Source organism: Alkalibacterium indicireducens (genome assembly GCF_039522005.1).
Taxonomy (GTDB): Bacteria; Bacillota; Bacilli; order Lactobacillales; family Carnobacteriaceae_A; genus Alkalibacterium; species Alkalibacterium indicireducens.
The window spans coordinates 8,106-20,670 of the sequence record NZ_BAAADA010000048.1 but is presented as its reverse complement, the minus strand read 5'-3'; the positions used below and the strand labels follow the sequence as shown (position 1 = coordinate 20,670).

Below are 12,565 nucleotides of genomic sequence, written 5' to 3'. Positions count from 1 at the left end.
GAAAACCATTTGTGACGAAAGTAACAATCTATGGAAATCATTTATTCTAAGTTTTATGCAACACTAGTGTAAAAATATATAGAATATGCTAAACTGATAGTGTAGACAGAAAGGAGCGTGGGTATGGACAAGGATCTGAATGAGAAAAAATCGAGCCAGTGGAGTAAGACCTGGTTCTGGAAAAGAGTCATCAACAATAAAATAGTTTCAGGCTTAGTCATAACTTTTCTCCTGTTTGTCAATATTTATATGCTCACCCGTATCTCCTTCATCTTCAGACCTGTAGGCATCATTTTAGAAATCGTAGGTCCGCCGCTTATTTTCGCGGTCATTTTCTACTACCTGTTAAATCCGATCGCCGACTGGCTGGAGAAAAAAAGATTTTCAAGAAACACTGCCATAGCCTTCATGTTCAGCATGCTCATCCTGCTGATCGTAGGGGGCATTAACTTCATCGTACCGATCATCAGAGAACAGCTTAATTCTCTGATAACCAACTGGCCCGTTTACTGGAATAACTTGATGCTTCAGCTTGACAGTCTTTTGAATACTCAGGCCTTCACTGACTTTATGGATCAGCTGAGCGAAACAACGGTACTTGAAACAGTGACTAATCAGACGACGAACTTACTGAATGTAACAATGGGGAGCATAGGTTCATTCATTGGTACAGTTACTCAAGTCTTCATAACTTTGTTTACTATGCCATTTGTTCTCTATTATCTTCTGAAAGACGGGGAAAAAATACCGCCTTTCGTATCTAAATACATTCCAATTCAGGCTAGAGAAAAAACCAATCAGCTTTTCTCGGAAATCAACAAGCAGGTCAGCTTCTATGTTAGAGGCCAGCTGATCGTAGCTATTTCAGTTGGTTTCATATTCTGGATCGGTTTCACCATCGTGGGACTAGATTTTGCGCTGACACTAGGTGTTTTTGCAGGGTTTCTGAATCTGATTCCTTATCTCGGGTCATTTGTAGCGAGCATTCCTGCACTGATCATCGCTATCGTCGATTCACCTTTTATGTTGTTCAAAGTTCTGATTGTTTTTGGGGTAGAGCAGATTCTGGAAAATCGGATCATCTCGCCTCAGATCATCGGGAACACATTGAATATTCATCCGGTCAACATCATCTTTCTGCTTCTGATTGGTGGAAGGCTATTCGGTCTGATGGGAATCGTATTCGGTATACCGGGATATGCAATCATCAAAATTATCGTGTCCATGGCATTTGACTGGTACCGCGCCACTACAGGATGGTATGACGTAGAAGAAGCACCTGTCAATACACAGGAAGCGCTTGTCAAAGTGAAAAATAGAGAGGATACCTGACAGTTCACTTCTTGAAAAAGTCGTGAACTTTCTTTTTCAGGTTGATTTATGACACCATGTCACATATAATACCATATTATGACAGTATGTCATTTTCACTTCACAATGGAAGGACTGAATAGTGTGCCATCCCAGACATTTTTTAATTTGTCGGAAGAAAAAAGGCAACGGCTCATTGCCGGTGCGATGAAGGAATTCTCTGAAAAATCATTGAACGATTCCTCTATTTCAAATATTGTCAAGAACTCAAACATCTCACGAGGAAGTTTTTATCAATATTTTGAAGATAAGAAAGACCTTTACTTTTTTCTGATAAGCAAGTTCAGATATAATTACAGGCAGCTGATGTTTAAAAGCTTTGAAGAAAAAGACGGAGACTTCTTTGAAGGATATAAAGTGTTTGGTGAAAAATACATCAAATATATTATGGAATCAGAAAAGTTCGGATTTTTTGAGAATATGTACATGCACATGAATTATCAGATCAATCAGGAAGCCCGAGTCGATTTTGACAAGACAGGCTATCAGAAACTTCCTGACGGGAAACGGATACTTGATGTCGTTGATCGATCTCAGTTGAAGATGGAAACTGAAAAAGAAGTGATCGATATTTTGAGATATATTCTGAGTATGCTGAACGACACCATTATGGAAGGGTTCTGGAAGGAATTGTCCGTTTCCAGCACACAGGAGCTTTTTATTAAACGGCTGAGCTGGATTACGTATGGTGTGAAAATAAACAATAAAGAAGAGGATTAATTATGTTAAAACTAGCAAGATGGATGAACCCCTGGCGCGTAGCTTTAAGTCTGTTTTTTATGGGACTTCAAGTAGTTGGGATGCTGGCGATGCCGACGATTACTGCAAACATCATCGACTTTGGTGTTGCTGAAGGAGACATTGGCTACATTACCCGACCAGGTCTGCTGATGCTTGGCTTTACTTTTCTAACCATCGTTTCCGCATTACTGAATGTCTATTTCGGGGCGAAAGAATCTCAGGGACTTGGGGATACGATACGTCGTAAAGTTTATAAAATCGTGACGTATTTTACAAATGAAGAGCTGGACCGCTTTGGGACATCCACTCTGATCACCCGAACGACTAATGATGTCATGCAGATTCAATTTGTCATGATGATGGTCATTCGAATAATGACGCTGGCTCCATTTTTAATGGTCGGTGCCGGTATCATGGCCTATTCTAGAGAACCAGAACTGGCTTTTGTATTCCTTATCTCCATGCCGATACTGATTGGTCTGCTGTTTCTTATCTTGAGATTGACTAGTCCGATCTTTAAATCTCTGCAGCTGAAGACAGACAACTTGAACCGTGTCTTCAGAGAAGGACTCACAGGAATTCGTGTCATCCGGGCTTTTAATAAGGATGACTATGAAAAGGAGCGGTTCGATGAAGTCAACTGGGACTTTGCGGCGACATCAATCAAAGCACAGACCATCCTGGCATTCATGATGCCGTCGATGGTGTTTGCTGTCAGCATTACCAACATCATGATCATCTGGTTCGGCGCACAGTTTATCAGTGAAGGAAATATGCAGGTAGGTAACCTTGTGGCTTTCATGACTTACGCCATGCAGATTCTTCTTGGAATCATGATGGTATCATTTGTTCTGTTCTTCCTACCAAGAGGGCAGATTGCAGCCGCGCGTGTGCTGGAAGTACTGGATACACCTAATATCATTAAAGACCCGGATGACCCGAAAGACTTATCAATAGATAGAGAAGTCTCTCTTCGCTTCAATCACATCAATTACCGTTACCCTGGAGCAGAAAAACTGGCGCTGGATGATATCGACTTTACCCTTAAAAAAGGGGAAAGACTGGCGATCATTGGAGGAACAGGGTCAGGGAAAACGACTCTGGCCAATCTGATTCCTCGTCTCTACGATGTAGAAGATGGAGCGATCGAAATCAACGGAATCGATATCAGAGAGGTCGAGCAGGGAGCCTTGAGGCGCCTGATCGGGTTTGCTCCTCAGAAAGCTCTCCTTTTCTCTGGAACGATCAGAAGCAATCTTAAGTACGGCAAGCCTGATGCTACAGATGAAGAAATCTGGCATGTTCTGGATATTGCCCAAGGAAAAGACTTTGTAGAAAACCTGCCTAAGGGACTTGATTCGAGAGTCGAGCAGGGCGGTGGAAACTTCTCCGGCGGACAGAGGCAGCGTCTAAGTATTGCCAGAGCACTTGTTACTAAAGCAGACATCCTGGTATTCGATGATTCATTCTCGGCGCTCGACTTCAAGACAGACGCTAAGCTGAGAGAAGCATTGAAGCCGGAAACAAGAGAATCGGCAGTCGTGATTATTGCTCAGCGCATCAGTACAGTAGTGGATGCAGACCAGATCATTGTGCTTGATAGAGGGAAAGTAGTCGGAAAAGGCACACATGACGAACTGAAGCGCTCAAACAAAATTTACAAGGAAATCATGGATTCTCAGATGAAAGGAGAGGACATCTAATGAAAAACCAGACTAAAAGCGCAGCCCATATGAAGGCTAAAAAAGCCAAGGATTTCTGGGGAACGACATTCAGGCTGGTCAAGTACATGTCCACTCGTTTCTGGGGTCTGATTCTGACATTCGTTCTCGTCATAGCTGCTACAATCATGGGAACCATTGCCCCATATATCCTAGGACTGGCAACAACTGAAATATACAGAGGCCTGCAGGAAGGAACGTCCCTTCAGGAAGCTGGCCAGTCGATTCAGCAGTTCCCGATCGACTTTACACTGATCAGAAATATTCTGATTACAGTAGGAATTGTCTACATTACTCAGTCAATCTTTCAGTACTTCCAGTCATTCATAACGGCCCGTATAGCACAGAAAACTGTATATGACTTGCGTAAAGAGTTGAAAGAAAAAATGTCCACTCTACCGATCAAATACTATGATACACATTCCAATGGAGATATCATGTCCCGTGCGATCAATGACATGGACCAGATTGCGAATACTCTTCAGCAGTCTTTGTCTCAGTTCATCATCAGTGTGGTCCAGTTTGTAACAGTGCTGACCGTGATGACTGTCATAGATATTCGTCTTACACTGGTAACCATCGTCACTGTACCAATCAGTTTCCTTCTGATTGCCTGGGTAGCACCTAAGTCGCAAAGACAGTTCGCAAGTCAGCAGAGAGAACTCGGCGTTTTGAATGACCAAGTGGAAGAGACATTTTCTGGACATACGATCGTTAAGACATACAACCGGGAAGAAGATGAAATCGAAAAATTTGTCGTTCAGAGTTCCAAGCTTAATGAAGCATCATGGAAAGCCCAGTTTCTTTCAGGGATCATGATGCCTCTGGTCAGCTTCTCAAGGGACTTAGGCTACTTCGGTGTAGCGATAGTCGGTGGGATCGGTGTAGCTAACGGCACAGTCTCACTCGGTAACGTACAGGCATTTATTCAGTACGTCAATCAGTTCTCACAGCCCGTCAGACAGATCGCCGACTTGGCCAACACGATTCAAGTGACCATTGCCTCCTGTGAAAGGGTCTTTGAGATCCTGGATGAAGAGGAAATGGAAGAAACAGTATCTGGACGTGAACCTAAAGCAGATTCTCCTTATAAAATTGAGTTTGAACACGTACAGTTCGGTTACGGCGACAGCAGTGAAGATGAGTTGCTCATGACTGATTTCAACCTGACAGTCAATGAGGGAGAAATGGTTGCTGTGGTCGGCCCAACTGGAGCAGGAAAATCGACCTTGATCAATCTGCTTGAACGGTTCTACGATGTCAAAGGAGGTAGCATCCGTTATGAAGGTGTGGATATAAGAGACATCGACCGGGCAGAACTTAGAAGTCGATTTTCAATGGTGCTTCAGGATACCTGGCTCTTCAATGGAACAATCTGGGATAACATTGCATACGGTAGTCACGATGAAGAGAATTTGACTGACGAGCAGATCCTTGAGGCGTCCAAAGCGGCTCATGTGGATGATTTCGTTAGAAGACTTCCTGATGGATACAACACCGTTCTGAATGAAGAAGGAACGAATATCTCTCAAGGGCAACGTCAGCTGATTACGATCGCAAGGGCTTTTCTAGCTGATCCGGACATCCTGATTCTTGATGAGGCAACATCATCCGTCGATACGCGTACAGAAATACTCATACAGAAAGCGATGGAAAATCTTCTGCAGGACCGGACTAGTTTCGTTGTCGCCCATAGACTTTCCACAATCAGAGATGCTGATAAGATCATTGTCATGAATCATGGTGATGTGATTGAAACTGGAAATCATGATGAGCTGATGGAACAGAACGGCTTTTATGCTGATCTTTACAACTCTCAGTTCCAGTCTCCAGATGAGCAGCTGAAAGCTGTATAATGAAAAACGAATAATTTATCTGACCGTAACTTGAACCTGACATCATGTAAGGGTTCAAGTTACGGTTGTTTTTTTAGGTTCTATGTCTAATAGTTTAGGTCATAGAACCTAAAAAGGACGAGCCACGACTGCATGTCGGTGGTCCGTCCTTTTTGCGTGATTAAAAATAAGTCGATCTAGGCCTCTTTACCAGGTTGTGATGCAAAGATGTGAAGCTGTCCATTTATTTCCCAATTTTTTACAGGTTCAGGAAGGATGAAATGGTCGCCTCTTTTGAGTGAATAGGATACATCATCAACAGTCAGATCACCTTCTCCATCGAGCACACTGTAAAGCGAGTAGGGAGCATCAGCTGTAAAAGTCTGGTGCCCATTGATTTTCCAGTTTTCAACTTTGAAGAAAGGATTTTTGACAAGTATAGTCTGACTGAATCCATCTGTATCTGCTGATTCGAAAGTCAAGTCAGGATCCTGATGAGGGACAGTGGTTACAGCAAGCGAATCGATGATGTGAAGATCGCGTGTTTCGCCGTTGTCCTGCACTCTGTCATAATCGTAGACTCTATAGGTAGTGTCGCTTGACTGCTGAGTTTCGAGAATCATGATACCCGAACCGATCGCGTGGATCGTTCCACTCGGGACATAGAAGAAATCTCCGGCTTTTACTGGAATGCGTCTCAGCAGATCGTCCCACTGTCCATGATTAATCATGTCTTCCAGTTCGTCTTTTGTCTGTGCATGGTGGCCGTAGACAATTTCGCTGCCTTCTTCTGCGTCTAGAATGTACCAGCATTCAGTCTTTCCTAGTTCACCTTCTTTTTCAAGACCATACGTGTCGTCAGGGTGAACCTGGACTGATAAGTCGTCCTGCGCATCGATGATTTTAGTCAGGAGCGGAAAAACTGAATTCCCCTGATGACCAAATAGTTCTTTATGCTCTGTCCACAGATTATCCAGTGTCATCCCTTTATATGCTCCATTCATTACCGTACTTGGCCCGTTTTTATGGGCACTGATTGCCCACAGTTCCCCCGTCTTGTCACTGGGAATAGTGTAGCCAAACAGATCCTTCAGTTTTTGCCCGCCCCATATCTTTTCTTTAAACACACCTTGTAAAAAAATCGGTTCCTGCATTGTTAATCTCCTCTCGTTCCATTTCGTTCAGTTTAGCATAGAAAAGAGCCCGTGTAATAGAAACCTTTTATTTACTTTTACCTTAAGACCACGCTTGTACTTTTTAGTGTATTCACTTATAATTTATAAGGATTGATACCTTTTCGTTCGATATAATTATGACTAATTCAGTATAATAGAGAAAGTAGGTTTTTTTATGGCGCAGCTGTTTTTTCGATACGGGGCTATGAATAGTGGCAAATCGATCGAGATCTTAAAAGTTGCTCACAACTATGAGGAGCAGAATAAACCGGTAGTATTATTCACCAGTAGTCTGGACGACCGTGATGAAGTGGGGGCAATATCAAGTCGGATCGGCATCAAGCGCAAAGCAATCCCTGTCAATGACGATACTGATATCTTTGAAACGGTGAAGAGTATGGACAAATCCATCGCCTGTGTACTGATTGATGAGGCTCAGTTTCTTAAAAGAGAGCACGTGAATCAGCTGGCTCATATCGTTGATGAACTGTCGATTCCGGTCATGGCATTTGGCCTAAAAAATGATTTCCGGAATCAGCTTTTTGAAGGATCACAACAGCTGCTGATACTCGCGGACAAAATCGAAGAAATGAAAACAATCTGCTGGTTCTGTCATAAAAAAGCTATAATGAATATGCGCATGCATGGCGGAAAACCCGTTTATACAGGTGAACAGATTGTCATAGGGGGAAATGAATCCTATTATCCGGTCTGCCGGAAACATTACCATAACCCACCGATGATGAAGGAAGAAGACTTAAAATAACCGAATCAAATGAATGATGAAAGGAGCGGACACATATGAGTATGTTCGATCGCTTGGAAGAAGTAGCGATACGCTACGATGAACTGAACGAATTATTAAGTGATCCTCAGGTGATCAGTGATACTGATCGCTTCATGAAATTGAGTAAAGAGGAATCTGACTTGAGAGAAACAGTTGCGTCTTTCAGAAAATATCAGGAAGTCACATCTGAACTGGAAGATACTGAAGAGATGCTGAAAGAATCTCTGGACAGTGAAATGGAAGAACTGGCAAAAGAAGAACGTAAATCTCTGATCCAAGAAAAAGAAAGGCTTGAAGAGCAGCTGAAAATCATGCTGCTGCCAAAAGACGAAAACGACGAACGGAATGTCATCATGGAGATTCGAGGAGCGGCTGGAGGAGACGAAGCTCAGCTTTTTGCAAGTGACTTGTTCGATATGTACCAGAAGTATGCGGACAATGAAGGCTGGAAGACAGAAGTGCTTGATGCCAATTCAAACGGGATCGGCGGGTATAAAGAAATTACCCTGATGATCACAGGGACAAACGTTTACTCGAAGCTAAAATTTGAAAATGGAGCTCACCGTGTACAGCGTGTGCCTCAGACAGAATCCCAGGGACGTATCCATACGTCTACAGCTACAGTCGTTGTCATGCCGGAAGCTGAGGATGTGGAAGTGGATATTGATGAGAACGATATCCGAGTCGACATCTACCATGCAAGTGGAGCCGGAGGACAGCATGTCAACAAAACGGCATCTGCAGTACGTCTAACCCACGAACCAACCGGAATCGTTGTAGCGATGCAGGATGAACGGTCACAACTTAAAAACAGGGAAAAGGCGATGAAAGTTCTGCGTTCAAGGATCTATGACAAAATTACAACAGAAGCACAGGCTGAAGTGGATGCAGAAAGAAAATCTGCAGTCGGAACTGGAGACCGTTCTGAACGTATCCGTACGTACAATTATCCGCAGAGTCGAGTGACGGATCACCGGATCAATCTGACGATTCAGAAGCTGGATCAGATTTTGTCTGGTAAGTTAGGTGAAATCATTGATGCCCTTCTGATGTGGGAACAGTCTCGGAAAATGGAGCAGCTGAAAAATGAGTATTAATGACACTGACCCTAAAAAAACAGTTGGAGAAGTCCTGAATTGGGCTTCTTCTTTTTTAAAAATGAACAGGAGAGAGCCGTATATCGCAGAATGGGTCATGAAAGAGCTGTTCAGCTGGACGATCACTGATCTTTTATCCAGACGACGGACTCATTTAACTGAGGAACAATGGGCGGCATATAAGCAGGCGATCGAAGAATGTGCTGATGGACGTCCTCCTCAGCAAGTAGTTGGACATGAATGGTTTTATGGCCGACCATTCACGGTGACTCCAGATACATTGATCCCCAGACCTGAAACGGAAGAATGGTTTCACCGCTATCTGAAGAACCTTCCAGAAAAAGCTCTAAAAGTTCTGGACATCGGGACCGGGTCTGGTGTGCTGGCAGTCAGTCATAAACTCGAGAGGCCTCAGGATAAAGTGACAGCTGTAGACATCAGTCCAGAAGCATTGGCGGTTGCCCGGAAAAATGCCTGGAACATGGGAGCCGATGTTAATTTTATGGAAAGTGATGTGACTGAAAAAGTGACTGGTTCATTTGATCTGGTCCTGTCGAACCCGCCATATATCAGCCAGAATGAGAGAAGTGAAATGGATGAGTCTGTCCTGAATTTTGAACCTCAGCTGGCCTTGTTTGCTGATGATGAGGGCCTTTACTTCTATAAAAAGATGGCGGAAGCACTGCCTCGACTTATGAACAAAGACGGGCATATTATTCTGGAATACGGCTACAGGCAAGGAGAACAGGTAAAGGCCATATTCGAGCAGGCTTTTCCAGAAGCAGACGTTGTGATCTGGAAAGATATGAGCGGGCACGATCGAGCTTTACACGTCAGTCATATTGATCAAGAAAGGTAGTGACTACCATGAAAACAAATCGCTGGCAGCCGGAAGATATCAAGGAAGCTGCTGAAGCACTAAAAGCAGGAGAAGTTGTGGCTTTTCCGACAGAAACGGTATATGGTCTGGGAGCAGATGCCACAAATGAATCAGCAGTAAGGAAAATTTTCGAAGCTAAAGGGAGACCGAGCGATAACCCTCTGATTATCCATGTATCGAACGTGACTCAGATGAAACAGTTCGTTTCCAGCCTTCCTGAAGAGGCTGAACAGGTGATTGCTCACTTCTGGCCTGGACCTTGTACAATCGTGCTTAATAAAAAAGGGGCGCTGGCTCCATCCGTTACAGGCGGTCTGAGTACAGTAGGGATTCGGATGCCTGACCATTCGGTAGCTTTGAACTTGATAGAAGCGACAGGTGTCCCTCTCGCAGCACCGAGCGCCAACTCGTCAGGCAGACCGAGTCCGACAACAGCTCGCCATGTTCATGATGACCTGGACGGAAAAATAAGCGGCATCATAGATGGGGGGGCAACCGGTGTAGGACTTGAATCGACAGTCCTGGACTTGACGGATCCCCAAAAACCCACTATCCTCCGGCCGGGAGGCATTTCATATGAAGAACTGACGGATGTGCTAGGGACAGTCTATATCGACACACATTTAAAAGACAAGACTCATGCTCCTAAATCTCCGGGGATGAAGTATCGGCATTATTCACCGGACATACCAGTGTATATACTACCGGAAGATAAAGTGTCAGCAGAAGACGTTTTAAGCAAGCTTCATACGCAGGGAGAAACAATCGGTCTGCTTGCAAGCGACGAGCTGAATGAACATTTTGGCCACAAGGCAGACGTGGTGTTTTCACTAGGAGAGCGAGAAGTCCCACAGCAGGCAGCCAGCCGACTATATGACGGGCTGCGGGAACTCGACCGTTCTCCGGCCACAGTCATTTTAGCAGAATCGTATAAACCTGTTGGTATAGGTCTGGCCTATATGAATCGTCTTGAAAAAGCAGCCGAATGGATCGACAGGTCCTTATAAATTATTATTCTTCTGGAATATTCACCGAGCTTTCTGTACAATAGAATAGGAATTTAATACGGAGAGAGCAAAGGGGTAATAGTATGGGAAAACTTCAAGTAATCGATCATCCACTAATTCAGCATAAATTGACCATAATTAGAGATAAACGTACAGGAACTAAATACTTTAGAGAAGTCGTCAACGAAATTGCACGTCTGCTGGCATATGAAGTATCAAGAGAAATGCCGTTGGAAGATGTTGAAATCGAGACACCTCTGGTTATCTCAACTCAAAAAAGACTGGCTGGTAAAAAAGTAGTTATCGTACCTATTCTAAGAGCTGGTCTGGGAATGGTAGATGGTATGCTGGATCTGATTCCTGCCGCAAAAGTAGGTCATGTGGGCATGTATCGTGACCACGAGACTATGGAACCTGTTGAATACTTTATAAAAATGCCATCTGATTTACCTGAAAGAGAACTGCTGGTGGTCGATCCAATGCTTGCTACTGGAGGATCTGCGGTAGCTTCAATCGATGCTTTGAAAAAACGTGGCGCAACGAATATAAAATTTGTCTGCCTCGTTGCTGCACCTGAAGGCGTCAAAGTGCTTCAGGATGCTCATCCCGACGTGGATATCTACACAGCTTCATTAGATGAGAAGCTGAATGAAAAAGGCTATATTCTCCCAGGACTGGGCGATGCAGGCGACCGATTATTCGGTACATTATAAGCATCAACAGCAAGGAGTAAAAAGAACTTTGATGGATTGACTCATCGGAGTTCTTTTTCTGTTTATCCAAGGATTACCACTGTAACAATTGTGTTACAAGCATAATAAATGAAATATCACATATCGTGTGCTATTATAGTTTCGAAAGGATGAAAGGTATGACATTGACGACGTTGCAGTCACTTATTGCACTGGTTTCACATATTTTCTTTATATTAACTGCATTCTGGTCCCTGCAGGCGATACGTACGGACACACTGATCAGGAAATATCATATTCCTCAGGCCAGAACATTATATATTCTTGCAGCCATTGCAATTGGGTATACAGTCAGTCAGTTTTTTCTCGAATTTATTCTTTTAATACAACAGCTGTTTTTCTTCTTGTAACATCTCAAATAAGAATTGTACAGAACAGGAATATATGTCACAAACTTGTCATGGATAAAGGGGTTTCAATTGGTTCCTCTTTCAACAGGTATCTGGTATACTGTATCAGGCATTTCATATTCTGATTGCTTAATACATTAAATATCTGACAATTACAATTACAGTAGACAATTCGAAATAAGCTTGGTTTAAATAATGGAGGGCATGGAATGGATAAAATAATAGTTAGTGGAGGACGAAAACTCTCGGGTACAGTAGAAGTGGATGGTGCTAAAAATGCGGCACTACCAATTCTCGCTGCAACAGTTCTGGCTGAAAGCGGACAGAATGTTCTGACAAACGTCCCCTTGTTGTCTGACATTTATACAATGAATCAGGTACTGACACATTTAAATATGCCAGTATCCTTTGATGAAGATAAAAAAGAAATAATCATCGACTCAACAGATGATTTGAATAGTGAAACACCATTCGACTTTATGAGCAAAATGCGCGCATCAATTGTTGTAATGGGCCCTCTTCTGGCACGTACTGGTTATGCTAAAGTCGCGTTGCCAGGCGGATGTGCGATTGGATCACGACCGATCGATCTACATTTGAAAGGTTTTGAAGCAATGGGTGTCGATATACATATCGGCAATGGTCACATTGAAGCTTCAGTAGACAAGCTGAAAGCCGCACATATTTATCTGGACTTCCCGAGTGTGGGAGCAACTCAGAACATTATGATGGCTGCAACGCTAGCTGAAGGAACGACTACTATAGAAAACGTTGCAAGAGAACCTGAGATAGTTGACTTAGCCAATTTCCTGAACAAAATGGGAGCCAAAGTAGTTGGTGCAGGCACAG

The 12,565-nt window shown here is 43.3% G+C and carries 11 protein-coding genes and 1 pseudogene; 11 read left to right on the top strand and 1 reads right to left on the bottom strand.

The annotated features are described in order from the left end of the window. Positions 1-123 precede the first annotated feature (123 nt). The 4 genes from ABFX15_RS03695 (at position 124) to ABFX15_RS03680 (ending at position 5,689) form a co-directional block, all read left to right on the top strand. On the top strand, positions 124-1,332 hold the full coding sequence (locus tag ABFX15_RS03695; protein ID WP_346024153.1) for an AI-2E family transporter: 1,209 nt from the start codon (positions 124-126) through the stop codon (positions 1,330-1,332). 147 nt (positions 1,333-1,479) lie between these two features. Further along, positions 1,480-2,091, top strand: a complete 612-nt coding sequence (locus tag ABFX15_RS03690) for a TetR/AcrR family transcriptional regulator (protein WP_346024152.1) — start codon at positions 1,480-1,482, stop codon at positions 2,089-2,091. A gap of 2 nt (positions 2,092-2,093) precedes the next feature. Continuing rightward, complete coding sequence (locus ABFX15_RS03685; protein WP_346024151.1) at positions 2,094-3,815, top strand: ABC transporter ATP-binding protein; 1,722 nt, start codon at positions 2,094-2,096, stop codon at positions 3,813-3,815. Next, a complete protein-coding gene (locus tag ABFX15_RS03680) occupies positions 3,815-5,689 on the top strand; it encodes an ABC transporter ATP-binding protein (protein ID WP_346024150.1) in 1,875 nt (624 codons plus the stop codon). The genes ABFX15_RS03685 and ABFX15_RS03680 overlap by 1 nt, the downstream gene beginning before the upstream one ends. A gap of 176 nt (positions 5,690-5,865) precedes the next feature. Here the strand turns inward: ABFX15_RS03680 and manA are convergent, their stop codons facing one another. Further along, positions 5,866-6,822 (bottom strand): mannose-6-phosphate isomerase, class I, encoded by a 957-nt coding sequence (manA, locus tag ABFX15_RS03675; RefSeq protein WP_346024149.1) that lies wholly within the window; start codon positions 6,820-6,822, stop codon positions 5,866-5,868. Positions 6,823-7,018: 196 nt separating this feature from the next. Between manA and ABFX15_RS03670 the strand changes: the two genes are divergently transcribed. The 7 genes and pseudogenes from ABFX15_RS03670 to ABFX15_RS03640 all read left to right on the top strand — a co-directional run. Then, positions 7,019-7,609: a thymidine kinase gene (locus tag ABFX15_RS03670; protein ID WP_091266009.1), complete on the top strand. Its 591-nt coding sequence runs from the start codon at positions 7,019-7,021 to the stop codon at positions 7,607-7,609. Between the two features lie 41 nt (positions 7,610-7,650). Then, on the top strand, positions 7,651-8,727 hold the full coding sequence (gene prfA, locus ABFX15_RS03665) for a peptide chain release factor 1 (RefSeq protein ID WP_346024154.1): 1,077 nt from the start codon (positions 7,651-7,653) through the stop codon (positions 8,725-8,727). After that, positions 8,717-9,586, top strand: coding sequence for a peptide chain release factor N(5)-glutamine methyltransferase (prmC, locus tag ABFX15_RS03660; RefSeq protein WP_346024148.1), 870 nt, complete (start codon positions 8,717-8,719; stop codon positions 9,584-9,586). Before prfA ends, prmC begins: the two co-directional genes overlap by 11 nt. 8 nt (positions 9,587-9,594) lie before the next feature. Beyond that, positions 9,595-10,614: an L-threonylcarbamoyladenylate synthase gene (locus ABFX15_RS03655; protein WP_346024147.1), complete on the top strand. Its 1,020-nt coding sequence runs from the start codon at positions 9,595-9,597 to the stop codon at positions 10,612-10,614. An 83-nt stretch (positions 10,615-10,697) separates the two neighbouring features. Next, positions 10,698-11,327, top strand: coding sequence for a uracil phosphoribosyltransferase (gene upp, locus ABFX15_RS03650; protein WP_346024146.1), 630 nt, complete (start codon positions 10,698-10,700; stop codon positions 11,325-11,327). Positions 11,328-11,485: 158 nt separating this feature from the next. Continuing rightward, on the top strand, positions 11,486-11,716 hold the full coding sequence (locus ABFX15_RS03645; protein WP_091265997.1) for a DUF1146 family protein: 231 nt from the start codon (positions 11,486-11,488) through the stop codon (positions 11,714-11,716). 209 nt (positions 11,717-11,925) lie between these two features. Next, positions 11,926-12,565, top strand: a pseudogene (locus ABFX15_RS03640) (UDP-N-acetylglucosamine 1-carboxyvinyltransferase); the annotation flags it as partial.